General features: G+C 64.7%; 20 protein-coding genes. 12 read left to right on the top strand and 8 right to left on the bottom strand.

Features of this window, described 5'->3' with window-relative positions:
- Positions 1-140: 140 nt before the first annotated feature.
- From BG61_RS12815 to BG61_RS12805, 3 genes are all read left to right on the top strand, one after another.
- Positions 141-566 carry a hypothetical protein gene (locus BG61_RS12815; protein WP_035937853.1) on the top strand — a complete coding sequence of 142 codons (426 nt, stop codon included), beginning with the start codon at positions 141-143 and terminating at the stop codon, positions 564-566.
- 173 nt (positions 567-739) lie between these two features.
- Positions 740-1,030 (top strand): hypothetical protein, encoded by a 291-nt coding sequence (locus tag BG61_RS12810; protein WP_051672470.1) that lies wholly within the window; start codon positions 740-742, stop codon positions 1,028-1,030.
- 111 nt (positions 1,031-1,141) lie between these two features.
- Positions 1,142-1,432, top strand: a complete 291-nt coding sequence (locus tag BG61_RS12805) for a hypothetical protein (RefSeq protein ID WP_035937764.1) — start codon at positions 1,142-1,144, stop codon at positions 1,430-1,432.
- Between the two features lie 18 nt (positions 1,433-1,450).
- On the opposite strand, the gene BG61_RS12800 is transcribed toward BG61_RS12805, so the two are convergent.
- Positions 1,451-2,038 (bottom strand): helix-turn-helix domain-containing protein, encoded by a 588-nt coding sequence (locus BG61_RS12800; RefSeq protein WP_035937857.1) that lies wholly within the window; start codon positions 2,036-2,038, stop codon positions 1,451-1,453.
- 77 nt (positions 2,039-2,115) lie between these two features.
- Complete coding sequence (locus tag BG61_RS12795) at positions 2,116-4,014, bottom strand: PAS domain-containing protein (protein WP_051672469.1); 1,899 nt, start codon at positions 4,012-4,014, stop codon at positions 2,116-2,118.
- Positions 4,015-4,048: 34 nt separating this feature from the next.
- Between BG61_RS12795 and BG61_RS12790 the strand changes: the two genes are divergently transcribed.
- Positions 4,049-5,902: an ATP-binding protein gene (locus tag BG61_RS12790; RefSeq protein ID WP_232256389.1), complete on the top strand. Its 1,854-nt coding sequence runs from the start codon at positions 4,049-4,051 to the stop codon at positions 5,900-5,902.
- A gap of 154 nt (positions 5,903-6,056) precedes the next feature.
- Here the strand turns inward: BG61_RS12790 and BG61_RS12785 are convergent, their stop codons facing one another.
- From BG61_RS12785 to BG61_RS12770, 4 genes are all read right to left on the bottom strand, one after another.
- Positions 6,057-6,623 (bottom strand): dimethylamine monooxygenase subunit DmmA family protein, encoded by a 567-nt coding sequence (locus BG61_RS12785; protein WP_232256390.1) that lies wholly within the window; start codon positions 6,621-6,623, stop codon positions 6,057-6,059.
- A 66-nt stretch (positions 6,624-6,689) separates the two neighbouring features.
- On the bottom strand, positions 6,690-8,366 hold the full coding sequence (locus BG61_RS12780; RefSeq protein WP_035937767.1) for an APC family permease: 1,677 nt from the start codon (positions 8,364-8,366) through the stop codon (positions 6,690-6,692).
- 150 nt (positions 8,367-8,516) lie between these two features.
- Complete coding sequence (locus BG61_RS12775) at positions 8,517-9,584, bottom strand: heme-dependent oxidative N-demethylase family protein (protein ID WP_035937769.1); 1,068 nt, start codon at positions 9,582-9,584, stop codon at positions 8,517-8,519.
- Positions 9,585-9,608: 24 nt separating this feature from the next.
- Positions 9,609-10,565, bottom strand: coding sequence for a PDR/VanB family oxidoreductase (locus BG61_RS12770; protein WP_035937771.1), 957 nt, complete (start codon positions 10,563-10,565; stop codon positions 9,609-9,611).
- A gap of 502 nt (positions 10,566-11,067) precedes the next feature.
- Between BG61_RS12770 and BG61_RS12765 the strand changes: the two genes are divergently transcribed.
- The 8 genes from BG61_RS12765 to BG61_RS12730 all read left to right on the top strand — a co-directional run bounded on the left by BG61_RS12765 (position 11,068) and on the right by BG61_RS12730 (position 23,337).
- Entirely contained in the window at positions 11,068-12,180 is a 1,113-nt protein-coding gene (locus BG61_RS12765; RefSeq protein WP_035937772.1) for an aminomethyl transferase family protein, read from the top strand.
- A 131-nt stretch (positions 12,181-12,311) separates the two neighbouring features.
- Complete coding sequence (locus tag BG61_RS12760; protein WP_035937774.1) at positions 12,312-14,504, top strand: oxidoreductase; 2,193 nt, start codon at positions 12,312-12,314, stop codon at positions 14,502-14,504.
- Between the two features lie 232 nt (positions 14,505-14,736).
- Complete coding sequence (locus tag BG61_RS12755) at positions 14,737-16,899, top strand: heterodisulfide reductase-related iron-sulfur binding cluster (RefSeq protein ID WP_035937776.1); 2,163 nt, start codon at positions 14,737-14,739, stop codon at positions 16,897-16,899.
- A gap of 22 nt (positions 16,900-16,921) precedes the next feature.
- Positions 16,922-18,478 carry a hypothetical protein gene (locus BG61_RS12750; protein WP_051672468.1) on the top strand — a complete coding sequence of 519 codons (1,557 nt, stop codon included), beginning with the start codon at positions 16,922-16,924 and terminating at the stop codon, positions 18,476-18,478.
- Positions 18,475-19,275 (top strand): electron transfer flavoprotein subunit beta/FixA family protein, encoded by an 801-nt coding sequence (locus tag BG61_RS12745; protein WP_035937778.1) that lies wholly within the window; start codon positions 18,475-18,477, stop codon positions 19,273-19,275. The genes BG61_RS12750 and BG61_RS12745 overlap by 4 nt, the downstream gene beginning before the upstream one ends.
- Positions 19,275-20,234 (top strand): electron transfer flavoprotein subunit alpha/FixB family protein, encoded by a 960-nt coding sequence (locus BG61_RS12740; protein WP_035937780.1) that lies wholly within the window; start codon positions 19,275-19,277, stop codon positions 20,232-20,234. The genes BG61_RS12745 and BG61_RS12740 overlap by 1 nt, the downstream gene beginning before the upstream one ends.
- A 239-nt stretch (positions 20,235-20,473) precedes the next feature.
- Positions 20,474-21,118 (top strand): two-component system response regulator NarL, encoded by a 645-nt coding sequence (narL, locus tag BG61_RS12735; protein WP_035937782.1) that lies wholly within the window; start codon positions 20,474-20,476, stop codon positions 21,116-21,118.
- Between the two features lie 191 nt (positions 21,119-21,309).
- Positions 21,310-23,337: a sigma-54-dependent Fis family transcriptional regulator gene (locus BG61_RS12730; RefSeq protein ID WP_035937783.1), complete on the top strand. Its 2,028-nt coding sequence runs from the start codon at positions 21,310-21,312 to the stop codon at positions 23,335-23,337.
- Between the two features lie 13 nt (positions 23,338-23,350).
- Here BG61_RS12730 and gph read toward each other — a convergent pair whose 3' ends face one another.
- Positions 23,351-24,130: a phosphoglycolate phosphatase gene (gph, locus tag BG61_RS12725; protein ID WP_051672467.1), complete on the bottom strand. Its 780-nt coding sequence runs from the start codon at positions 24,128-24,130 to the stop codon at positions 23,351-23,353.
- Between the two features lie 35 nt (positions 24,131-24,165).
- Positions 24,166-25,038, bottom strand: coding sequence for a phosphoribulokinase (locus BG61_RS12720; protein ID WP_035937785.1), 873 nt, complete (start codon positions 25,036-25,038; stop codon positions 24,166-24,168).
- Positions 25,039-25,135 lie beyond the last annotated feature (97 nt).

Below are 25,135 nucleotides of genomic sequence, written 5' to 3'. Positions count from 1 at the left end.
TGACGGCGCATAGCTTCGCCGGGACGCTACCCCTAAAGGGGCACCCTCCTCTGGACAATTGCGGCACGCGGCCGACCGCCCATACTACAAGTGCGGAATCGTTGAACGGCCGCTAACGTCACGACGCAGTGGAGGCCCGAATGGACACCCTGAAGTTCCTCACCCATCAGCAGATCTTCGACCGCGCTGTCGAACATCTTATCGGTCAAGGTCAGGCAGCTTTGCTGCCGCGCGGCGGCGGTGCGTATCGGGGATACTGCGGAGGCTGCCCTGTCGGCAGCTTCATCAAGCCCCGCGACTACATGACAGCGATGGAAGGGGTGCCCATCCGCTTCATCGGCAAGTCATCGGCGGCCGTTCCTGCGCATATGGACGTCGGCATTGCGGCGCTCAGGAAGGCGTTGCTCCGTTCCCGCATCAATGTCTATGACCCGGCCACCGTCGAACTGCTCAGTTGCCTGCAAAACGTTCACGATGTCTTTGGCAAGTGGGAGTGGCACGACCGTCTTCACTCGATTGCTCGCCAATTCGGCTTGTCAACGGACCTCGGGAAAGCCGCTGCCTGACAATTGACCCGCCCGTCTACCTCCAAGGGAGGAGCCCATCCTGGGCAATTGTATCGGTCGCCGGGCGCGCGAATAATCGTTTGCAGGGCGTCGCACGCGTCACACGATCGTTCTCCGCCAAAGCTCGGGAAGCAACGTGGTCGAACGAACTGGCATGGATTGAGGAGAGGCACATGAACACCGGCGAACATTCGTTGCGTCAGCTCATTGAAAAATGGTTTGCGCCGAACCCGGCGATGCCGGCGCACGTCACGCAATTCGGTCGCATGCGGGAGAGCAAACAACGTTTTGTGCGTGTCGAGTCGACGCAGCAGTCGTATCCATTCGCCATTTTCTTCTTCCGGCACGGCGACGGCTCGTGGCGCGTCTTCCCTTCCCCGCGCCAGCAGCCCGCAATCTCATATCGCCTGATGGACGCTTCGACCCATCAATCCGATGCGCTTTCCGAGCGGCACGCAGCCTGACATGCGATACATGAATGATTCCCGCTTGCCGAATGCGGGGCGCACGCTGCCACAACGCCGGCACACTCTGAAACGCCCGCTGACCGGCCGCGCTTGCGCTGGCACGGATCAATGAAGCTGGATCGGGGCAGCACCCGTGAACTCGCCCGGCGCGTCCGTGAATGCGCGGATGCCGCCGCGGCCCTGGCGCTGTTCGAGCACAGCGTCGCGTGCGGCCACACGAAGATCGCCCTGCTGCGCTATCTCGATGCCCGGCGCCTGCGTGCACCGCTCTGTCCCTGGCATCACTCATACGTCGAATCGGTGTCGACGAGGATGGGGGAAAAACAGTTGCATGCGCTCGTGGCGCAGTCGTGGCGAAGACACGATCAGAGCCAGCGGCGCACTGAGAGATACGACTGAAGCGCAGTGTGTGCGCACTCAGGATTCGACGCCGCCCTGCGTCTGACCGTACATGATGATGGTGATGAAGCGGATCGGCAGCTTGATGAGCCGCTCGGGGCCATGCGGCACCGAGCCGCGAAACGTGAACGCATCGCCGGGCTGCAGCAGGTAGCTGCGGTTGCCGTGCCGATACTCCATCTTGCCCTGCAGCATGTAGATGAATTCAGTGCCGGGATGCTCGAACGTCGGAAAGATTTCGGCTTCGTCGTCCATCGAAATGAGGAACGGCTCGAAGAGCTTCACCGGCCCCTGATCGTAAGCCAGCAGGTGATACGTATGCCCTTTCGTCGTACCGCGGCGGACCACTTCCATGCCCTTGCCCGCCTTCACATGTTGCGCGCGGCCTTCTTGTCCTTCGAAGTTCTTGAACAGCGACGACATCGAAATGCCGAGCGCCCGCGCGATACTCACCATCGATTCCAGGCTGGTCGAGACCTGTCCGTTTTCGATCTTCGATACCATGCCGCGTGACAGGCCGCTCTGCTCGGCAAGTTCGGCGATCGTCAGCCCCTGGTTCGTGCGATTTTCCCGCACGACCTTGCCGAGAAAATGCTCGATCGACATCGAAGCGGACTGCCCGTCGCTGTCCGCCGCGTCGAGCGTCGGCCCCTCGCGCTTCGCATCCGCTTCCGTGTGTTTGGTCATCTGTTTTCGTCCTCTTGTGGCGCCCTGTCGGCGGCGGGCACGGCGCCTGCCGCGTCGAGCGCGCGGTCGAGCAGGTCCTGTGCGTTGGCCGGCTCGCCTTGCGCGAGCGCCCATCCTACTCGCACCGGTGCATTGAATTCGTACCCTTCCAGTCGTAGCGGCCGGCCGACGAGACGCTGCAACGCGTCCGCGAGCATGTCGAGCGCGGCATCGCGGTCGCGCTGCGCCAGTTGCTCGATCTGCGCGGCCGCGTCGCTCCAGCCAAGCGACGACGCCCTGAAATCAGCGACGATCATCGCGAAGTCCTGCTTGTCGAGCAGCGTCGCGCAGTTCACGTCCGCCTCCGCGTCCTGCAAACGCGTGCCGAGATGGACCAGCACGCGATCCGCATAATCCTGCCCGAAGCGCTCGGCGATATGCTTGAGACCCGTCACGCGCACCGCGAACACGGCGCAAAGGAGGCCGGTGCGCCGTGCCATCGCGTTCGCGAAGCTCAGACGGTCCATGAACATCGTCGCATTGGTGAGGCCGGTGGACCGGTCGAACACGAGCCGCCGCCGGGCGCTTTCCTCCGCAAGACGCCTGCGCGTCACTTCGATGATGAAGCCTTCCACGCCGATCAGTTCGTCGCGTGCGGAGAAGATGCCGCGCCCCTGATCCCACACCCATTTCGTTTCGCCCGACCGGTCGATGATCCGGTAAGTCAGCTCGTAAGGCTCGCCTGTCAGGAGGCGCGACTGCACCTCGTTCCAGACGAATTCGCGGTCATCGGGATGGATCAGCGAGCCGAAGCTGATGCGTTCGTCGTCGAGCAGTTCGCTCGCTTCATAGCCCGTCAGTTCGAAGCACCCTTCGCTCACGAACTCCATCGACCAGCGCCGGTTGTTCTGCCCGCGATAGATCATCGCGCGCAGGTTCGCGAGCAGCGTGCGCAGGCTGCGGCGGCTCGCGCGCAGCGCGTCTTCGTTGCGGCGGCGATTCGAAATGTCGTTCGCAAGACCCACTGCGCCGATCAGCTTGCCCTCTTCGTCGGTGACACCGTGGCAGCGCAATTCGACGTGAATCAGGGTTTCGTCGGAGCGGATCATCCTGGCTTCCGTGCTGAGCTCGCTGATGTGGCCATCGAGCACCCCCGTCAGCTTCGCGCTGAGCGCCTCGCGGTCCTCCGGGTGAAAGAAGCTCCCGAACGGCGCACGGTCCACGCTGTTGCCGACGATGCGCATCAGGTTGCGCCACGCCGGATTCGCGAAGATCAGGTGCAGTTCGCGGTCGACGCGAAAGAGCGCCTGGGGCAGTTGCACCACGACGTCCTGACAATAGTGCTGCACCTGCGCTTCGTTGCGCTGCTCGTCGGCACTCGCATAGGGCGCGGGAAACTGCAGCATCGTGAGATGCGAGCCCTTGCCGCGCAGCGCCGTCACCGGATGCAGGCGGAACGTGCCGTCGCCATATGCGATACGCAGCGAACCGGAGGTGCGTTCCTCGTCGTCGCCTGCCTCCTGAAGCAGCTTCGTCAGATCGAGCAGCGACTGCGGATGAACGAGGTTGTTGAACGGCATGCCGACGATATCATCAACATAGGGTTCCCAGCGCGCGTGCTTGAGAAACGCCTCGTTGACGAAGACAAGCGCGTCGCGGTCGAGCAGCACGGCCGGCGTGGAAAGATTCGCGGCGAATGCGCTCAGCTGCGGCGATTCGGCGCCGGGCGTACCGCGGCGCGTCGCGCGTCGCGCGCCCGATGCATAGGCCATCACGAGAAGGCTCGCGGCGACTGCGCCCGCGAACGCCATGCAAACATACAATAGTGCGTCCACCTGGGGGCCGATGCCCAGCCTCCCCACGACCAGCGAGGCTACGGCAAGCAGCAACACGGTCGAAAACAGATAAACTGACATGACGCCTTGATTTCCCGATCCCGGAACATGGAGCATGGGCGTATCCGCCGCACGCCTCTCAGCCAGCCACCCACAGATGAATGCCGCCCAGCCCGCGCCGTATCGCCGTCATCCACTGTACGCCAAAACCTGCGCGGTGCTTGCCTGCCTCGTTGCGCTGATCACGCTGCTGTTCGTGAGCGAGCGCATGCGAATCGACGGTGACATCGCGTATCGCCAGACCATCTCCAATCTGCGTGAATCCGCCCGCTTGTGGCGACTCGCGGCGCTAGAGGCGCCCGCCTCGCCGGAAGCGGCCGCGTCAGCGCGCATGCACGCCGATCTCCTCGTTCGCAACGATACGTTATTGGCGGACTGGAGGCAACGCGGCGCACCGAGCGCGGCGCTCGACGGCCTCGTCAAGGCGCTGCCCGATGCGGGCCCCGTGTCCGGCGGCAGGCTCGATTCCGTGACGACCATCGACGCACTGCGAACCGAGGTCGAACGCGAAGCCGAAGCACATGCGGGAGTGATCGCGCTTTTGCAGGCCTGCACGGCGATGCTGCTGCTCACGGGCGTCGCGACGCTTGCGTGGGGCGCGCGCAGCGCGTTCGTCGTGCGTCCGGCGCTGACCTTGCAGGCGCTCACGCAGGCGGGGCATACGACGCCCGAAGGGCGGGACGAAATCGACCGGCTGCTGAAGCTGCAAAACCACCTGTCTGCGCGCCTGCGCAGCGAGAAGGACGAATCGGCGCGCCTGAAGCGCATCGTCGAGGATCACATCGCGTTCGCCGATCAGTCGCTCGACCTGCTTCACTACATCTGCGCCCAGCTCGCCGAAGACGTGCCGTCGCGCGGCACGCTCGAAGCGCTGCTGCAACGCCTCCTCGGCATTTCGCGCGCGCGCCGGGTGGCGCTCGTGCTGTCGGAATCCTCGGCGCATCTGCTGGGCGTCGATGTGGTGGTCTCGCCGGGGGGCGATCCGCCGCTCATCGTGCGCGACCGCGTGGTGCACGAACTGATGACGCTGTCCGGCGTGCGCGCCGTATCCGCCAGCAAGGGCACCGGGGTGCCGCTGCCGGTCCTCGCGTCGCCGGTTCGCGTGCCTTCGGAAACCTATGGCGTCTTGATCTGCGAAGGCGACCCCGACACGCGGTTCGAGCCGCGCCATCTTCACCTGATGGAAACGATCGCGAGCGTGCTGGCTCACGCAATCTCGAACCTGGGTCGTGACGTGCGCGATCGCCGCATGGTCCTGCTCGAGGAACGCAACGCGATCGCGCGCGAACTGCACGACTCGCTCGCGCAATCGCTCTCGTACATGAAGATTCAGCTGGCTCGCCTGCAGGCAGTGCTGCCCGAGGACCTGGCGAAGAGCGACGTCGGACAGATCGCGCAGGCCATCCGCGAAGGCATCGACAGCGCCTACCGCCATCTGCGCGAGCTGCTCACGACCTTTCGCACATCGATGCACGCGCAGGGCCTCGCGTCGACGCTCGAAGAAGTGGTCGACGAATTCGCATCGCGCAGCGAGATACAGATTTCGATCGACAACCGGATCCGCCGCATGCGGCTCACGGTCAACGAGGAATTGCACGTCGTGCAGATCGTGCGCGAGGCCCTGACCAACGTGGTCCGCCACGCGCGGGCGTCGACGGCGCTCGTGCAACTGTCGTCGAGCGGGAGCGAGGTCACGGTGACGATCGAAGACGATGGACGCGGCATCACGCGCGAACATGGCGACGAGCATCACTACGGCCTCGCGATCATGCGCGAGCGTGCGCGAAGCCTCGGCGGCCGGCTCGATATCCGCTCGCCAGGCACCGGGTCGCGCGTGGTGCTGACGTTTGTCCCCGCTTCGATCACGGCTGAAAAGGCGCGCAGCAGAGCGAGCGATTCGGACCGGTGATTCCGCGAACCGGCGCACGCCAAATAAAAAAGTCCGCCAGGGCGACCCCGGCGGACTACCCTCCACGACATCAATACGGCTTGATCGGCGCCGCGTCTACCGCGGGTGTCAACAGGCTCACGGTATCCCTTCGAGAAGACGCCAGGAGAGGAAACTACAGGTAGACCTGCTCGGGTTGCGGCAACTCGCCGGGATTCTCCGCATCGGCCTGCACGCCCATGAATGCCGCCAGCCGCCGCGAGAAATGGTCTCGCACGAAGAGGCTGCGCTTGCACCCTCCGCACTCGGCGACGCTGGTGGTCACGCCTTCGTTCAGCGTCCGGCAATGAATGCAGTACACCCGGCGATGCAGGCTGCCGCTATGGGCCACCCTCACCGCTTCGCGCGCAATCGCGAAGCGCTCGCCGAGTTGCCGCACGGACCAGATGAACGGCTCGCTGCCGAGCGCGTAGATCCGCAGACCGATCTTCGCGTCGCGCAGCGCATGCTCGAGCGCGGCGAGGAGCGCGCGTTCATCGTCGAACCGGCGCAAAGGCCCGGCTTGCGACGTGCCCGCGTCCACGGCCCATACTTCAAGCGGCACGGCCCGGCTGAGCGCAGCCTGGGCGCGGGCGCGGTCGGCATCGGTCGCCCCGGATGTAACGAACCAGTGTTGCGTGCCATGCGGGTCCGCTTCCAGCGGGACATAGGTCGGGCGGCTGGTGTTGGTCGAAGTCATCATCTCAGTGCAGTCCGGTTTGAACGTTGCGTGATGAGGTTGCGCAATCTGCGTGTTGGGGTTGCGCAATCAATAGACGGCCATGTTGTGCGTGACCGCCACCACGATGATGCCGGCCAGCACCGTCGCGTAGGGCAGAATTCCCGCGCGCTTCTGCACCCTGCCGCTGCCCACGAGCTGCATGTCTTCCTTCATCGCGTCGGGGAAATGCCCCCGGTCGACGATGTAGTGGCGGTAGACGAACACAGGGAGGATCAATGCGGCGAACGTCAGGCCCGAGAACAGCGTGCCTGCACCCCAGATGTCCGCGCCCATGCCGAGCAGCCCGAGGTTCACGAAGGAGAACAGCGTGCCGAGCGCGAGCAGCCAGTTCGGCGCACGGAACGGACGGCTCCAGTCCGGGCGGTCGAGCCGGTGGATCCACGCCGAATTCAGGTTCAGGAAGTTGAAGATGATGTATCCGACATTGGACATCGCGAGCACGAACACGTAGTCCGACATCAGCAGCAGGATCAGGTTGAAGCACAGGTCGGTCCACATGGCACGCGTCGGCGCGCCATGCGAGTTGACATGCGAGAGGTACTTCGGCAGCCAGCCGTCCACCGACGCCTGATACAGCGTGCGCGAAGAGCCGGCCATCGAGGTCATGATCGCGAGCACGAGCGCGAGCACCAGCATCACGACGAGTATCCTCTCGACGAGCAGGCCGCCGTGGATCATCGGCGCCATCGCTTTCGCGACGCCCATGCCGCTATAGATGTCCGGTGACAGCATGCCGTTGTAGACCGCCGCCGAAACGACCTTGCCCGACGCGTCCTTCACTTCGGGCGTGACGAGATGGCCGAGGCCTAGCACGCCCTGGAACGAGAGAGGCACGACCGTGAACACGAAGATGCACAAGAGGCCGGAATACAGGATCGCCTTGAACGTATCCACCTTCGGGTCGCGGAATTCACGCGTATAGCAGACCGCCGTTTCGAAACCATAGGTCGACCACGCGGCGATGAAGAGCCCGCCCGCCATCAGGGTGACGCCGCCCATGCCCCACGCGCCATCCACGACCTGGCCTGCGGCATCCTTCGCGAATGGCACGAGCGGCAGAAGGTTCTGCATCGGCAGGTCGCCCGTGATCAGCGGCACCGTGCCGACGAGAATGAGCGGAATCAGCGCGGCGACGCCGAGAATCGTCTGGATGCGCGCTGCGTTCAGGATGCCGCGATGCTGGATGGCGAACGTGATCAGCAGGACCGCGGCGCCGAGGATGAACGTCGAGTTGATGCGAAGGCTCAGGCCCGATCGCAGCCAGTCGAGGCTGCAGAGCGTGATCTGCCACGTGTTGATCGCCGCGTCGGGCGGGAACATGACCGAGAGGATGTACCCCGCTGCCAGCCCCGAGCCGATCGCGAGCACCGGCGACCACGCGAACCAGTTGCACCACACCGATAACGGTGCGAACAGTTTCGAATAGCGGACCCAGGCGATCGCCCCATAGACCGATGCGCCCCCCGACTTGTGCGGGAATAGTCCTGCGATCTCCGCGTACGCAAACGACTGGACGAACCCGAGTCCGATCGAGATGATCCACACGGCCCATGACAGCTTGCCGACGGTTGCGGCAATCGAGCCGATCGAGAACAACACCAGCGCGGGCACGCCGCTCGCCACCCAGAACGCACCGGTCCAGCTTATCTTTCTCTGCAGAGAACCGTCGGGTTCGCCGGCATAGTCTTCGGGAATCGCACTCATCTCTGTCTTCCTTTCAGGTTGAGTCACCGATACGTGGAATCATCACGCACGTCCTTCGCGAGCCTCGCCGCAATCGGGGCATGCTCGCGAAGGAGGGCATTGCGGGGGTACAGGATTAAAGCAATGACAAAAAACGGGGACGTTGCGGGCTTACGTGACTTGCTCCTCCAGCCGGTCGGCTTCCGAATGCGTGCCCGCGCTCGTGGGCAGTCCGTCGTCGAACTGGGAAAGCCACTGCACCGCGGTCTGCCGATACCGCGTGATGCCCTTGTACTCGACAAGCTCCGGCGGCAGCGATCCGAGCACGCGATGCATGCGCCTTCCCCATTTCGGCACGCGCACGAGTTCGTCGAACGCGATCAGGTAGCAGCGCACGCAAAAGAGGATCGCGTTGCTGCGCGGCAGCCTGAAGAGCGTCTGCAACTCGACGCGCAGGTGCAACTTGCGCCCCACGTTCTCGGGCGTGATGCTTGCCCGGTCCGGACCCCACTCCGGATAGGTCTCGGGCGACGTGTCCAGACGCGGATTGACCGTCATGGTCCAGTTCAGGCGCCGCACGGGCGCGCCGAGCTGCAGGCGCAGCAGGAACTTCAGCGCGCGCTCGAAGATGCCCGCCTGATGCGCGAGCGGCACGGGACCATGCCACTCCATGAAGCTCATGCCGAGATCGAAGTCGAGCGACCAGTCGGCTTGGGTCGTGACCGTGCCGCCATCCATGAAAAGGTTGTCGTCGCGATGGTCGAGCAGTACGTAGTCGCCCTGGGCCTGGCGCGTGATGTATTCGAAGGGCGGGCACGGCAGCGTGGCCACGTCGCCGAACACGAACTGCTGCTCCAGACCGAGCGGCTGGTTGATCCAGGTCCAGTGGTCGCCGTCGCGTGTCAACTTGAAATGCTCGGGATAGTCCGCCGCGAGGCTTTCCATGATCATTTCGAGCGTGTCCCACTGCGCGGCGTCCATGTGATCGAGCACCTGCGAGCGCAACGGATCGCGCTCCAGCGTGAGCGCCCGGTCGCGGCATTCGGAGACATAGTGTTCGTCGATATCGAAGGTTGCTCCGAACGCGGCCGACGCGCCGCCCTTCACATGCGGCTCGATGTTGACCGAGTACATGTAGCGGTCCTCCGGGAACGGAAACGGAAAGCGCAGGATGGCCTGATCGCTGTTCCGGAACGTATAGGGAGCGCGGAAGTTTTCTTCGTTGAAGACAATGGTCATGGCGTTTCCCGTTCGTGGCCTGGGTCAGATGTTCAGGACGATCCGCCCACCGCGTGCACGCGACACGCAGGGCAGCACATTGCAGTTCGTCGCGCGTTCGGCGGCGCTCTGGAAAAAGTCGCGATGCTCGGGAGTGCCTTCCAGCACCTCCAGCGCACACGTGCCGCACGCGCCGCCGCGGCACATGTAGGGCGCATCGACACCCGCCGCTTCCAGCGCTTCGAGCAGGCTCTGGTCGCCGGTCACCGCGACTTCGCGACCACTCTTCGCCAGCACCGCAACGAACGGCTCGCCGTGCGACGCGCCGCCGAAGCTCTCCTGATGGAAATGACTTTCCGGCCAGCCAAGCGCGCGGGCGGTCTCAGCGACGCCTTCCATCAGCCCAGCCGGTCCGCAGGTGTAAAGGTGGGTGCCGGCCGGCTGGTCTGCGAGCATTGCGCCGAAACGCTCCTTCGCACCGGCCACTTCGACATACACCGCAACGCCGCCCGCCGTGCGCGATGCGATGAGATCCGTGAAGGCGTCCGCGTCTTCCGGGCGACAGCACAAGTGCATTTCGACGCGCGCGCGGATGCGGGCAAGCTCAGGCAGCATCGAAAGAAACGGCGTCACGCCGATGCCGCCCGCGATCATCACGTGCTTGCCGCCGCGTCGCGCGAGCGGAAAGAAGTTCGACGGCACCGAGATGTCGAGCCGCGTGCCCTCGCTCACGCTCGAATGCATGAACGCCGATCCGCCACGCGATGCACTCACCCGGCGCACCATGATCTGATAGGCGTCGCGCACGCCGGAGGGCGTCGTGAGCGAATAGGCGTTGCGCCATACACGCGACTCTCCGCGCATGGTGACGATGACGTGGCTGCCCGCGGAATAGGCGGGCAGGTGCCGGCCATCTGCCGGCACGAGCGTGAAGCGCCGCACATCATCCGTGACCGGTTCGACATGCGCTACACGTACCGGGATCGTTTTCGGTCCATTCATGCCCGCTCATCCTCGTGTCGATTGCGCCTTGATCAAGGCTCGATTGCGTGGGCCCATGACCGTGCAGGCCATGCGTCCACATCGGCGAATTCACGAAACTAGAATCGGCCAGTCAAAAAGCCATTTCAATGATTCATTGGAGGTAGCCCTGCGCGGTAGCAATCGGGCGAGCGATTGCACGCGAAATTGCGGTCGGAGGCCTACGGCCCGCGCATTTCGAATGGCTCCCGCACCGCGTGCACAGTGGCTTCAGCGGATACCTTACAAACCAGCTTACAGAACGTGTAAGGCGTCTTCGCTCATCCCGCGCGCCCTTTGATTTCTGTTTTCCGGCGCGCGCGGAGTAGGCGGAACTACCCACTCGGAGGTAGCGCCATTGGGCCATTGTGACGCTGATTTTTACGAACGAGACTTGCTGTCATCCAATGGCCATCCGAGGCCACTCGCTGCCCGGCCGCTCCGGGCATCCCATCACGTTCGGTTTCACTCTCGGGAAACAGCTATGACAAGGCAATCCATTCTGAATGTCCGCCATCGTGAACTCGGCTCGAAGCTTGACGGCGATACCTGGAACGATATGCCGCTGCCCTGGTTCTACGCGAGCGATCCGAACGACGACGTGGTCGCCGTGCGGACCAAAGCCGGTCTCTACGACATCAGCGCGCTGAACATCCTGCACGTGACCGGTCCTGACGCGGCGTCGGTCATCGACAGCATCTGCGCCATCGATGTCACGAAAATGAAGCCGGGCACCGCGCGTCTCGCGGCAGAAGTCGATGCACGCGGTGCCGTCTGCGACGACCTGATGGTGATCTACGACGCGCCGGAGCGCTACCGCATCTCGCACGGCGGCGGCATCACGCAACAACTGCTCAAGGAGGCCGCCGAGGGCCGCAAGGTCGAGTGGCGCCAGGACTTCGACGTCCACATGCTTTCGCTGCAGGGCCCGCGCGCAACCGACATTCTCCAGCCGCACATCGGCATGAAGCTCAGCGAGCTTCCCTACTTCGCACACGTCGAGACGAAACTCTTCGGCCGCAGGATCGTGATCTCGCGTGGCGGCTATTCGGGCGAACAGGGGTTCGAAGTATCGTGCAGCGCTGACGACGCCATCGCGATCTGGGATGCAATTCTCGAAGCAGGCAAGCCGCACGGCATCGTCCCCGCCTCATGGACCTCGCTCGAACTTGCGCGCATCGAAGCGGCCCTGCTCTTCTACCCGTTCGACATGCCCGAAGGCGACACGACGCCGTGGGAACTGAACCTCGACTGGATGATCGATCCCGACAAGAAGGGCGACTACGTGGGCAAGGCCGCGCTGCTCGCCTCGCGCGGCAAGGAGCGCTTCAAGCAGGCGGGCGTGATCGTCAAGCATGAAAGCGCGGTCACGGCCGGTTCCCCGATCTTCATCGGCGACGAGCAAGTGGGCGTCGTCACGAGTGCCACGTTCAGCCGCTACCTGATGCAGTCGCTCGCCATGGTGCATCTGAAGCCCAGCCACACCGCGCTCGGCACGAAGGTGGAGATTCGCGATCCGGCCGGCACGTTCAGCGGCGTCGTCACGAAGACGCCGTTCTACGATCCGCTGCGCCTGCGCACGCGCGTGGCGCCATAGCAACCACGCCGTCCGGTGCCTGGCGCCCGTTCCACTTGAGCGGAGCGCAGGCCGGAGCCCGGGCCGGCGGCGCAAGACTCCCAAGCCACCCGAACATCGTCTACGAAGACCCAAGCCAGGAGAGACACCCCATGCCACGCGATTCCCGTTATGACGTCCTCTTCGAGCCGATCAAGATCGGACCGAAGACGCTGCGCAACCGCTTCTATCAGGTGCCGCACTGCATCGGTGCCGGCAGCAATCTGCCTGGCTTCCAGGCCGCGCACCGCTCGATGAAAGCCGAGGGTGGCTGGGCCGCCATGAACACCGAGTACTGCTCGATCCATCCGGAATCGGATGACACGCATCGTCTCTCCGCGCGGATCTGGGACGAGGGCGACGTGCGCAACCTGCGCGCGATGACCGATGAAGTGCACAAGTACGGCGCGCTTGCAGGCATCGAGATGTGGTACGGCGGATCGCATGCGCCCTGCATGGAAAGCCGCGCGACGCCGCGCGGCCCGAGCCAGTTCGCCTCCGAGTTCGAGACCTTGACGTACTGCAAGGAAATGGACCTCGACGACATCCGCGACGTCCAGCAGTTCTACGTCGATGCGGCGCTGCGCGCACGCGACGCAGGCTTCGACATCGTCTATGTCTACGGTGCGCACTCGTACCTGCCGCTGCAATTCCTCTCGCCCTACTACAACAAGCGCACGGACGGCTACGGCGGCTCGCTCGAGAACCGCGCGCGCTTCTGGGTCGAGACGCTTGAAAAAGTGCGCCGCGCGGTCGGCCATGATTGCGCGATCGCTACGCGATTCGCGGTGGATACGCTTTACGGCACGGGCGGTATCGAAGTCGAGCGGGACGGCGTGAAGTTCGTCGAGATGGCCGACTCGCTCGTCGACCTGTGGGACGTCGACGTGGGCGATATCGCGGAATGGGGCGAAGATGCGGGACCGTCGCGCTTCAACCTGCAAGGGCACCAGATTCCGTGGACGCGGTTCATCAAGCAGGTGTCGAAGAAACCGGTGCTCGGCGTAGGCCGCTTTACCGACCCCGAGAAGATGACGGAGATCGTCACGAAGGGCATCGCCGACATCATCGGCGCGGCGCGCCCTTCGATTGCGGACCCCTTTTTGCCGAAGAAGGTCGAGGAAGGCCGCATCGACGATATTCGCGTGTGCATCGGCTGCAACGTTTGCATCTCGCGCTGGGAAATCGGCGGCCCGCCGATGATCTGCACGCAGAACGCGACCGCCGGTGAAGAGTATCGCCGTGGCTGGCACCCGGAGAAATTCGCCGAATGCGGCTCGAACGATTCGGTGCTCGTCGTGGGTGCGGGGCCGGCTGGCTCGGAAGCGGCGCGCGTGCTGATGCAGCGCGGCTACACGGTCCACCTCGTGGACTCCGCCGAGAAGATTGGCGGCCATCTGAACAGCGTCGTCACGCTGCCGGGCCTCGGCGAATGGGGTTATCACCGCGACTACCGCGAAACGCAGATCGCCAAGCTCCTGAAGAAGAACAAGCAGAGCCAGCTTGCACTCGGCCAGAAGCCGCTCATCGCCGATGACGTGCTCGACTACGGCGCGGACAAGGTCGTCATCGCGACGGGCTCGCACTGGGTCGCGGACGGCACGAACTGCCTGACGCACGATCCGATTCCTGGCGCCGACGCATCGCAGCCCGACCAGCTCACGCCGGAACAGGTGCTCGGGGGCAAGAAGCCGATCGGCAAGCGCGTCGTGATCCTCAACGCCGATACGTACTTCATGGCGCCGAGCATCGCGGAAAAGCTTGCCGCGGCGGGCCACGAGGTGACGATCGTGAGCGGCGTGCATCTCGCGAACTACATGCACTTCACCCTCGAATACCCGAACATGATGCGCCGTTTGCATGAGCTTCATGTGAACGAGCTGGGTGATCACTTCGCGAGCCGCATCGAACGTGGCCGCATCGAGATCTACAACATCTGGGGCGATGGTTCGCGCCGCACCTACAAGGGCGCGGGCCAGTTGCCGCGCGATGCGAACAAGACGCACCGCTGGCTCGAATTCGATTCGCTGGTGCTCGTCACCGGCCGCAAGTCGAACGATGGCCTGTATCGCGAACTGAAGGCACGCCAGGGCGAATGGGCAGACAAGGGGGTCAAGGCGGTCTACCTGATCGGCGATGCCGAAGCGCCGCGCCTGATCGCCGATGCGACCTTCACGGGTCACCGCGTCGCGCGTGAGATCGAGGAGGCGAACCCGCAAATTCCGCTTCCGTACAAGCGCGAAGTCGCGGTCTGGGGCACGCCGCATATGCCGGGGGGGACGTTCGAGATCGTCTACAAGAAGTGACGTAGTGGTGGGGCGGGCCTGGGCTGTGTTTGCACCGTTTGATGCGCCAAGGCCTCCATGAAACTTGTTTTGCTGTTGGTCTATTGGCACTGCCCCGGACAGGGGCAGAGCTAATAGACCAATAGAACTCCAAGTTTCACGAAGGCCCAGGTGCATCAAACGGCGTAAAGGAAGCCACGACATAAGCAACGCATAGCGACGAACCACTTCTCACCTGTTCAATGGACGACCCATGCTGACAGCATCGAATTTCGACAAGGCCTCGGTGACGCGCATCCTGTTCGAGAACTTCCCTTCGTTCGCGATCGGGCTCTTCTATGCCGTCGGCATCGCCGCAATCGCCGTGTTCGCGTGGGGCGTCCATATCCAGATCCGCAAGTACCGGCGCGGGCGGCCGGTCGCCGGTCCGATCGACCTGCGCGCACGATTCGCCGACATGATGAAGGTCGTAGCGGACCACCGCACGATCGCGCGCCGCGATCCGGCGGCCGGCCGCGCGCACCGCATGATCTTTTACGGCTTCGCGGTGCTCTTCATCGGCACGGCGACAGTCACCGTCGACTACGACATTACGGCGCGCGTCTTCGGCTACCACTTCTGGAACGGCAACTTCTATCTGTTCTTCAAGCTGGCGATGAACCTGGCGGGCGTCTCGCTGGTCGGCGGCCTCATCTACATGATGGTGCGCCGCGGCTGGATCAAGCCGCCCAAGCTGGATTACAAGCGCCCCGACCGCCAGCCCGCAGATCCTGATTACGACCGCAGCGGGTACCGTCGCGAAGACTGGGCGTTCCTCTGGACGCTGATCCTGATCGGGATCACCGGCTTCGTGCTGAGCGCGCTGCGTCTCGTGTGGCTGCAGGATCGCGCCGTGGTATGGGACACGCGCTGGTGGTCGCCGGTGGCCGCCCTCCTTGCCGAGTTCTTGCGTGCCGCAGGGCTCGGATCGTCCGGCGCATCCATCCTGCGCACGGGCCTCTGGTGGTTCCACGGCCTGCTCGCCCTCACGTTCATCGCATTGATTCCGTACACGAAGATCAAGCACATTTTCACGGCGTCGGGCTCGCTGATGATGCGCGATCCGCTCGCCGCGCAACGGCTGCCGCGCATCGCGCCGGAGAGCCAGAGCGTCGGCTACAAGGCCATCACCGACTTCACGTGGAAACATCTGCTGAATCTCGACGCCTGCACGAAGTGCGGACGCTGCCACGAAGCGTGTCCGGCGAATGCGGCAGGCGCCCCGCTCTCGCCCCGCGACGTGATCCTGTCGCTGCGCGAATTCGCGAACGAGGCGCTCGAAAAAAACACGCTGCCCGACGAGGTCAAGCTCGACGTGCATGGCAAGGGCATCGGCCAGGTGTTCATGGAGACCGTGTGGTCGTGCCGCACCTGCATGGCGTGCGTCGAAATCTGCCCGGTAGCGGTGGAACATGTACCGATCATCGTGCAGCTGCGCCGCAAGCTCGTCGAAGACGGCGAGATGGAGCCGCAAGTGCAGAAGACCCTGCAGGCCATCCACAAGAACGGCAACTCGTTCAACGAATCGAAGCGCAAGCGCGCGGCATGGGCCAAGCCCCTGCCCTTCGAGATCAAGGACGCGCGCAAGGAGCCGGTGGACATGCTGTGGTTCGTGGGCGACTATGCCTCGTTCGACCCCCGCAACCAGCGCGTGACGCGGGCCTTTGCGACCCTGCTGCATGAAGCACACGTCGATTTCGGCCTGCTCTACGAGGGTGAATCGAACGCCGGCAACGATGTGCGCCGCGTCGGCGAGGAAGGGCTCTATGAACTGCTGGCGGAAAACAACATCGCGATGCTCGGCAAGTCGACCTTCAAACGCATCGTGACGACCGACCCGCACTCATACAACACGATCCGCAACGAGTACCCGGACTTCGGCGGCAAGTACGAAATCGAGCACTACACGAGCCTTCTCGCCCGCATGATCGCCGAAGGCACGATCAGGCCCAGGCGTTCGCTCGACTATCGCGTGACCTTCCACGATCCGTGCCATCTCGGCCGCTTCAACAAGGGCTACGACGCACCGCGCCAGATTCTCGCCGCGCTCGGCTGCGACCTCGTCGAGATGCCGCGCTCACGCGACAATTCATTCTGCTGCGGCGCGGGCGGCGGGAGGATCTGGATGAGCGATCCGGTCGGCGTCGAAAAGCCGTCGCAACTGCGCATGCACGAAGCCGCGCGCATCGAAGGGCTCGACGTGTTCGTCGTGTGCTGCCCCAAGGACCTGACGATGTTCGAGGACGCGCTGAAGACGAGCGGCTACGAAGGCAAGTTCGTCGTGCGCGAACTCATCGAACTGGTCGCGGAAAGTCTTGCCGATGCAGCCGGAGACGGCCCCGTATCGGACGACCAGCGCAAAGCCGTGCTCGCGTGAGCCGCCACAGAGACCGGCGCACATGTCGACTCCGCAAATCCCCATCCGGCCAATCGCGCTCGCTGATCCTGCCGCCCGGGCGCCGTCAGTCGCGGCCACGCCAAGGCGGCACTGGCGCGAGCTGGTCGGCCTCGCCCTCGAAGCCGACGACCTGTACGGCGCGGCCGCGCTCTATCCGTACGCATGCGGCCACGACCAGGAACGGCTCGGGGCGCGGCTCTTCAATACGCGCCGCGACCGGCTCGCGCTCGCCACGCTCTCCTTCGCGCCTGCCGCCGTGCTCGCGCGGCTTGCCGCCGTCGCGCATGAAAGCAGCGACACGACGCTTGGCGTGCGCCTCGCGCGCAATCCTTCGACCCCTGGCCGGGCGCTCGAAGCGCTGGCTGCGCACGCTGGCGAAACTGATGAAGCCTGGCGTCTGTGGCAACTGCTCGCTCGCCACGCGAACGCGCCGCACGCGCTGCTCGCCGCGATCGCCTCGCGAACCGAAGACCTCGCGGTGCTGCGCGCCCTGTGCGAAAACGTCGATGTACCGGCGGATCTCCTGACGCAGCTCGAACAGCGCGGCATCGCGACGCTGCAGCGCCTGCTCGCCATTCACCTGGCCACCGACGAAGAAACGCTCACGCGTCTATGGAACAGCACGCGCGCGAATGCGGTACGCGCGCAAGTGCTGCGCCATCCGTATTGCCCCGATGCGCTGCTGCGGTCGATTCCCGCGTCGGTGCCCGAGAAACGCAGCGTGGCGCTTCATGCGCGCACGAGCGCCGAGGTGCTTACGCTGCTCGCCCGCGAGGACGACGCCACCGTGCGACGCGCCGCGGCCGTCAACCCGGGCACGCCGGCGGGCGCGCTGATCGCGCTTTGCTTCGACGCCGAACCCGCCGTGCGACGCGCCGTGGCCGCGCGCGCCGACGTTGCACCGAGGGTCGTCGACTGGCTGGCGGGGGATGCGGACGCCTGGGTGCGCCGCTCGCTCGCGCGCAATCCCGCGTGCCCGGTCGAATGGCTCAGCCGCTTTGTGCAGGACGAGGAATCCGGGGTGCGGCGCGCGGCGAGCCGTCATCCGCGTTGTCCCGCGCGCCTGCTCGCCCTGCTCGCCACCGACGATGTGGCGTGGGTGCGCGCGGGCGTCGCCTATCGCGACGACCCGCCCCGCGCGGTGCTGAACCAGCTTGCGCGGGATACCGACGTCGACGTGCTCTGCGGCGTCGCGCGCAATCCGGCCACATCGCAGGCACGCCTTGCACGGCTCGCCGAACATGACGTGCCTGACGTGCGGCGCGCCGTGATCCTCAACCGGCAGGCGACGCGACGCGTCCTGCTGCCGCTGCGCGACGAGGGCTACCCGCTGCATCGCGTGCTTGTGTTCGAGCATCCCAATCTCACCGACGCCGATCGCTGGCGCATGCGCCTCGACCCGGACAGCGAAGCGCGCATGCGCATCTTCGGCTACTTCGGCCGCACGCTCGCGCCGCAGACGTCCCCCGCCACTCGTCTCGCCCACAGGAACATCACAGCCCACGATTTACAGCAGCATCCCGTGCATGACCCGACGAACATGATGGAGCCAAGATGAAGATACTCGTAACCATAAAGCAGGTTGCGTCGCTCGATGAGGATTTCGAGTTGCGCGACGACGGCCGCGACGTCGAAGCGGACTTCCACGTCTTCGACCTCAACGAATGGGATCACTACGCACTCGAAGAGGCGATGCGGCTCAAGGAAGGCGCTCAGGATGCCGGCATCGAAGTCGTGGTGGCGACCGTCGGCCCCGACAGCGCCGACGAAGAACTGCGCAAGTGTCTCGCGAAGGGTGCGGATCGCGCGATCCGGATCTGGAGCGACGACCTCGAAGGCGCGGACCCGGTCGGCATTGCCCGCGTGCTGGCCGCGCTGGCGCGCAAGGAGGCGCCGGACCTGATCTTCGCGGGCGTGCAGGCATCCGACCACGCTTACGGCGCGACCGGCATGGCGCTCGCCGGCCTGCTTGACTGGCCGCACGCCGCGGTGGTGGCCGGGCTCGACTACAGCCCCGGCTCGCCGTGCGCGACCGTGCGCCGCGAACTCGAAGGCGGCGCCTACGCCACCGTCAAGGTGCAGACACCGGCCGTGCTGACGCTGCAACTCGGCATCAACACGCCGCGCTACGCGTCGCTGCGCGGCATCAAGCAGGCAGCGGCCCGTTCGATCGAAACGCTCTCGCCCGCCGAACTCGGCGTGCCCGCCGGCGAAACCGGCGCCGCCGGATCGCTCTCGCGCGTGCGTCGCGTGTACGTGCCGGAACTGGGCCGCGCGCAGATGATCGACGGCACCCCCGCCGAACAGGCCGCACGCCTTGCGAGCCTGATCAAGGAATTCAGAGGAGAAGCGTGATGAGCGGCATTCTGGTTCTCGTAGAACATCGTCATGGGCAAGTGCGGCCCGTGAGCCTCGAAGTGCTCGGCGCCGCCGTGCAGGCGAAAGAAGCAAGCGGCGAACGCCTGACAGTGGCCGTGCTCGGCGCCCGTCCCGACGCATTCACGGAGGCGCTGAAGCTCGCTGGCGTCGATGAAATCCTGACGGTGCAAACCGCGAGCGACGCGTTCGACCCCGACACGTACGAAGCCGTCTCGCGCGCGCTGATTCAGGATCGCTCGCCCTCGCTCGTGCTGCTGCCGCACACCATCGATACGCTCGGCTACGCCGCGCCGCTCGCCGCCAAGGGTAATTACGGATTCACGACCGACGCGTTCGGTCTCTCGCGCGACGGCGACGCATGGCTCGCGACGCGCTCCGGCTACGGCCAGAAGGTCAATATGGAGATCGAGTTTCCGGGCCGGGCGACGGTCGTCGTGACGCTGCGCCCCGGCTCGTTCAAGGCGCCCGACGCGGGCGGCGCTGCCGTGCTCGGTTCGTTCGCTGCGCCGCCGGTCGCGGAGCGCAGCACGCACACCGAATTCGAGGAGCCGGCTGCGGGCGGCGACGTCGATATCGCCGGCGCCGATTTCATCCTGTCGGTCGGCCGCGGCATCGGGGAAGAGACGCACGTCGAACAGTTCAAGGAACTGGCCGATGCCGTAGGCGCGACGCTCGGCTGCTCGCGGCCGATTGCCGACTCGGGCTGGCTGCCGAAAGCACATCAGGTCGGGCAGTCCGGCAAGACCGCCGCGAACTGCAAGGTCTATATCGCGATGGGTATCTCGGGCTCGGTGCAGCACATGGCGGGCATGAAGCACGTCGAGAACATCATCGCCGTGAACACCGACCCCGAAGCGTCCATTTTCACGATTGCGAAGTACGGCATCGTCGGAGACATCTTCGAGATCGGCGAAGAACTGCGCAATCACTTCTGAGGAAAAAACCAGCAAGCGGGCCGGGTCGCCGAATGGCAGCCGGTCCGGAAAAATTTTTTGAGATGTTTTTTTCTTCGCATGCCGTCCGCGGTTAGACTATCCGGCAGAAAAAAGCCGCAGCTCGAAATCGAACGCGAAATCACGCACGAAATGCGCGACGAACGCCGCAAGAGACTGCGCACAGGCCGTTCCAGTAAGAGACAAGCAGTCTGGTCAATGAGCCCAAGGAAGATAAGAGAATGTCCCCCAATACGGTTCTTCTCATCGACGATCACGCGTTGTTCCGCAAGGGCGTCGCGCAACTGATCCAGATGAATCCCGCGTTTTCCGTCGTTGGTGAAGCGTCGTCGGGACGCGAGGGCGTCGACATGGCGGTGCGCCTGAAACCCGACGTGATTCTGATCGACCTGAACATGCCCGAGGTCAGCGGCATCGAGACGCTCGATCTGATGCGCCAGGCAAGCGTCGAGTCGCGCTTCATCATGCTGACCGTGTCCGATAACGAACGCGATGTGGTGGCCGCGCTGCGCGCCGGCGCGCACGGGTATCTCCTCAAGGACATGGACCCCGAGGACCTCTGCGTGTGCCTTCAGAAGGCTTTGAAGGGCACCGCGGTGCTGAGCGAAGCCGTCACGGGCAGCCTCGTTCACGCGCTCTCCGGCGGCCAGCGCATTCCCGCTACGCAAACCGATCTCACGGCGCGCGAACTGGAAGTATTCGACTACCTCGTCGGCGGGCTGTGCAACAAGGCGATCGCGCGCAAGCTCGACATCAGCGTCGGTACCGTGAAGGTTCACGTCAAGCATGTGCTGCGAAAGCTCGACCTGCACTCGCGGCTCGAAGCCGTCGTCTGGCGGCACGAGCATGAGCAGCGCAACCACTGACAGGCGGCCTGCGCGACCCTCCTCCTGGCCGATGCCGTGCGCGGCATCGGCACGCCGGCGCCTGCCATTGGGGGTTCCCCCTACCTCCCGGGGAGTAGGCCATCGAGGTGTATTGCCGCTCGCAATTCGTCAACGAATAATCGGCCAGAGGGTGCCGTCCGCCCGCCGGCCAATATTCGGAGATACGTGTCATGGAATCATGTCAGTCCCTGGAGGAACACGACAGCCGCGTCAGTGAGATCGTGCGTCAGCGGGTGCGTCGTTTTGGGCGCTTCGAACCGAGCGCACCCATCATCCGGTCGTGGACGCGCTGTGTCGATGACCATGGCCTTCGTCCCGACGCGTGGCGTACGCCGCCCGTTCTCACGAGCGCCGAACTCGCCGCGCGGCGCGGCCCGCTCGCCGACCTGATCGGCTGCGCGAAACTCGAAATGGCGACGCTCTACCAGCAACTCGGCGACGCCGAGCTTGCGGTCGTGCTGACCGATGCCGATGGCGTGATCCTGCATCTCGTCTCTTCGACGGAATTCGCCGAAGAGGTCGAGGACTGGGGCTTTTGCGTCGGCGCGGTGTGGAGCGAGCGCGAAGCGGGCACCAACGGCATGGGCACCTGCCTCGCGGAAGGCGAGGCAGTCGCCGTCCGCCAGCATGAACACTTCTATTCGCGCTACACGGGGCTGACCTGCTCGGCGGCGCCCGTCCTCGACGAACGCGGCGCCATCGTCGGCGCGCTCGATGTCACGAGCCGCTCGCAACTGTTGCAGCAGCACTCGCTGGTGCTCGTCGGCATGTCGCGGCAGATGATCGAGAACCAGCTGCTCGATGCACGGCACGCGCGCTCGCATGTCCTGCATTTTCACAGCAGGCCCGAATTCGTCAATACGCTGCACGCGGGCAAGCTCACGATCGCCGACGATGGCACCGTGCTCGGCGCGAATCGAAGCGCCCTCTTTCAACTGGGGTTCTCGTCGCTCGCCGACGTGGCCGGCAAGCTCATCACCGACATCTTCAACGCATCGCTTTCCGACATCGTCGGACGCAGCGCGCGCAGTTCGTTCCACCCTGTTGCGATCTTCCGCGCGCATGCCTCGAATCGCTTTTTCGTAGTGGCACAGGAGCCTCGCAGTCATGCGGCCAGGGTGGTCGAACCCGCCGAAGCGGAAAAGCGGACAGGCTCCGCGCGCGCCGGCACGCGGCAGGCCGCCGAACGCACACGTCGCGCCGGCGTGCCGCGTGTCGAATTCGGCGATGCCGAACTTGCCGGCCAGTTCAGTCTCGGCGAGCGCATGATCGAGCGCGGCATCGCCGTTCTCGTGCACGGCGAGACAGGCAGCGGCAAGGAAGTGCTCGCGAACGCGCTGCACGCGACAAGCTCGCGGCATCGCGGGCCATTCGTCGCCGTGAATTGCGCTTCGCTGCCCGAGCACCTGATCGAAAGCGAACTCTTCGGCTATCGTGCCGGCGCATTCACCGGCGCACAGCGCGAGGGCAGACGCGGCAAGATTCTTCAAGCCGATGGCGGCACGCTGTTTCTCGATGAGATCGGCGACATGCCGCTCACGCTGCAGGCCCGCCTGCTGCGCGTGCTCGAAGAGCGCGAAGTCACGCAACTCGGTTCCGAGACCGTCATCAAGGTGGACTTTCAGCTCGTGAGCGCAAGCCATCGGGACCTGGGCGAGCTGGTGCGAACCGGCCAGTTCCGCGAAGACCTGTACTACCGCCTGAACGGCACCGCGCTGCACATACCGCCGCTGCGCGAGCGCAAGGACAAGCTCGCACTGATCCGTCATCTGCTCGAAGAGGATGCCCCTGACGGCGCGCCTTCGCTGAGCCCGGAAGCGCGGCACGCGCTGCTCGAATGTGCATGGCCCGGCAACATTCGCCAGTTGCGCAACGTGCTGCGCATGGCTGCCGCACTGTGCGACGGGCCGGTGCTCACGTGCGAGCACTTGCCTGCCGATATCGTGCGTGGCAGCGCAGAACGCCCTCCTCCTTCCAAACACGGCACACGGCAGGCATCGACCGAAGTGCAGATGGAAGCAGACGATGCCTGCCCGGCCAGCGCCCCCGCGCTCAACGCCATCCTGCAAAGCGAGCGCGAAACGCTGCTCGCGCTGCTGGAAAAGCACCGCTGGAATGTGAGCCAGGTGGCGATCACGCTCGGGGTCACGCGCAACACGCTGTACCGGAAGATGAAGCGCGTTCACATCAAGCCGTGACGCGCCACGTGTCTTACATCAGATAGCCGGGCTGATCGTCATTGCGTTGCGCGGCGTAGGCAGCAGGCGCCGGGCGCCGCGCCTTGCGCAACTGCGGCTGGCCTCCGATCAGCTCAGGCAACTCGGTGAGATCGTCGATGACGCGCAGACAGGGCAACTCCCCCACCGGATGTTCCGCACTGTACCCGTAGCTGACACAGACGACCGGCATGCCGGCGGCCTGCGCGGCCTGCACGTCGCAAATCGAATCGCCGACGAAGAGCGTATGCGCCGGCTCCACCGCGAGAGCGTCGCAGGCGTGCAGGAGCGGAGCCGGGTCCGGCTTGCGCTTCGCGCAGGCGGTTCCGTCCACGACGATATCGAACCATCCCGACAAGCCGAAGCGCAGCAGCAGCGGCTCGAGAAAGCGCATCTCCTTGTTGGTCACCACACCCAGCTTGATCCCCATCCCGCGCAGTTGCTCGAGCGCGGCTTCGAGGCCGGGGCAGCGTTGCGTCAGATGGCCGTCCGGACTCTGGCAAATGCTCTCGTACGCCAGTTCATAGCGGCGCAGAACCTGGCTATGGGTATGCGCCTCGTCGTCGCGCCCGAGCAGGCTCAACGCCCGCTGGACGAGCACCGCCGACCCTCCGCCTATCAGCCCCTGCGCCGCATCCGGCGCGATCGGCGGGATTCCTCGTTCGGTGAGCGCGCGATTCAGCGCGCGCCCGATATCCGGCGACGTATGCAGCAATGTGCCGTCGAGGTCGAACAAGACGGCATCGACGGGCAGGTTGCGTGGCATGACTTGCATGGCGTATCTCCTGTGGTTTCTCGGTGAGGCATGCTTCAGACGGCACGCCGTTTGCGGTCGATCATCTGAAGGATCATCGGCGTGAAGATCAACTGCATTGCGATCCCCATCTTGCCGCCGGGAACGACGATCACGTTCGGCCGGCTCATGAACGAATCCCGCAACATGGTGAGCAGATAGGGGAAGTCAATACCCTTGGGATTGGCAAAGCGGATCACGACATAGCTTTCATCGGCGGTGGGAATGTCGCGAGCGGTGAACGGATTCGACGTGTCGACGGTCGGCACACGCTGAAAATTGACGTGCGTGCGACTGAACTGCGGACAGATGTAATGGGCGTAGTCGGGCATGCGGCGCAGGATGGTGTCCATGACCGCCTCCTGCGAATAGCCGCGCAGGTTCTTGTCGCGATGCAGCTTCTGGATCCATTCGAGATTGATGATCGGCACGACGCCGACCAGCAGGTCCGCATGCTGCGCGACATCGATACCGTGACCCGCGTAGCCGCCGTGCAGCCCTTCGTAGAAAAGCAGGTCGGTCTCGCCCTCGATGCCGAACCACTCGGTGAACGTGCCGGGGTCCTGCCCGTACTGCGCCGCTTCGATCTCGTCGTGCAGGTACTTGCGCACCCGTCCCCGGCCGCTCTGCGCGTATTCCCGAAAGAGCGCTGCGAGTTCCTCCAGCAGGTTCGCTTCAGGACCGAAGTGGCTGAACTGCCTGCGGCTGTCTTCGGCGTCCTTCATTGCGAAGCGCATCGCTGCGCGGTCGTAGCGATGAAACGCGTCCCCTTCGACGATCTGCGCATTCAACTTTTCGCGCCGGAAGATGTGCTGGAAACTCTTCATAACGGTGGTGGTGCCGGCTCCGCTCGAACCGGTGACCGCCACGATCGGGTGTTTGATCGACATGGTGAATCTCTCATCTGACAGGGCTTCGTTGGCGCACGGCATTTGCGCGCGGCCACGCGTCTTCCGTGAAGCGCTTCGCGCAGGCCCCGGGGTCGCT

The organism is Caballeronia glathei (genome assembly GCF_000698595.1).
In the GTDB taxonomy this organism is placed as follows: domain Bacteria; phylum Pseudomonadota; class Gammaproteobacteria; order Burkholderiales; family Burkholderiaceae; genus Caballeronia; species Caballeronia glathei.
Note: the sequence above shows the minus strand (reverse complement) of the source record. Positions and strands in the feature narration are given on the sequence as shown.

Coding starts and splice junctions, on each gene's coding strand:
- BG61_RS12815 (WP_035937853.1), top strand. CDS start 141: ATGGACACCCTGAAGTTCCTCACCCATCAGCAGATCTTCGACCGCGCT.
- BG61_RS12810 (WP_051672470.1), top strand. CDS start 740: ATGAACACCGGCGAACATTCGTTGCGTCAGCTCATTGAAAAATGGTTT.
- BG61_RS12805 (WP_035937764.1), top strand. CDS start 1,142: ATGAAGCTGGATCGGGGCAGCACCCGTGAACTCGCCCGGCGCGTCCGT.
- BG61_RS12800 (WP_035937857.1), bottom strand. CDS start 2,038: ATGTCGATCGAGCATTTTCTCGGCAAGGTCGTGCGGGAAAATCGCACG.
- BG61_RS12795 (WP_051672469.1), bottom strand. CDS start 4,014: ATGTCAGTTTATCTGTTTTCGACCGTGTTGCTGCTTGCCGTAGCCTCG.
- BG61_RS12790 (WP_232256389.1), top strand. CDS start 4,049: ATGGGCGTATCCGCCGCACGCCTCTCAGCCAGCCACCCACAGATGAAT.
- BG61_RS12785 (WP_232256390.1), bottom strand. CDS start 6,623: ATGATGACTTCGACCAACACCAGCCGCCCGACCTATGTCCCGCTGGAA.
- BG61_RS12780 (WP_035937767.1), bottom strand. CDS start 8,366: ATGAGTGCGATTCCCGAAGACTATGCCGGCGAACCCGACGGTTCTCTG.
- BG61_RS12775 (WP_035937769.1), bottom strand. CDS start 9,584: ATGACCATTGTCTTCAACGAAGAAAACTTCCGCGCTCCCTATACGTTC.
- BG61_RS12770 (WP_035937771.1), bottom strand. CDS start 10,565: ATGAATGGACCGAAAACGATCCCGGTACGTGTAGCGCATGTCGAACCG.
- BG61_RS12765 (WP_035937772.1), top strand. CDS start 11,068: ATGACAAGGCAATCCATTCTGAATGTCCGCCATCGTGAACTCGGCTCG.
- BG61_RS12760 (WP_035937774.1), top strand. CDS start 12,312: ATGCCACGCGATTCCCGTTATGACGTCCTCTTCGAGCCGATCAAGATC.
- BG61_RS12755 (WP_035937776.1), top strand. CDS start 14,737: ATGCTGACAGCATCGAATTTCGACAAGGCCTCGGTGACGCGCATCCTG.
- BG61_RS12750 (WP_051672468.1), top strand. CDS start 16,922: ATGTCGACTCCGCAAATCCCCATCCGGCCAATCGCGCTCGCTGATCCT.
- BG61_RS12745 (WP_035937778.1), top strand. CDS start 18,475: ATGAAGATACTCGTAACCATAAAGCAGGTTGCGTCGCTCGATGAGGAT.
- BG61_RS12740 (WP_035937780.1), top strand. CDS start 19,275: ATGAGCGGCATTCTGGTTCTCGTAGAACATCGTCATGGGCAAGTGCGG.
- narL (WP_035937782.1), top strand. CDS start 20,474: ATGTCCCCCAATACGGTTCTTCTCATCGACGATCACGCGTTGTTCCGC.
- BG61_RS12730 (WP_035937783.1), top strand. CDS start 21,310: ATGGAATCATGTCAGTCCCTGGAGGAACACGACAGCCGCGTCAGTGAG.
- gph (WP_051672467.1), bottom strand. CDS start 24,130: ATGCAAGTCATGCCACGCAACCTGCCCGTCGATGCCGTCTTGTTCGAC.
- BG61_RS12720 (WP_035937785.1), bottom strand. CDS start 25,038: ATGTCGATCAAACACCCGATCGTGGCGGTCACCGGTTCGAGCGGAGCC.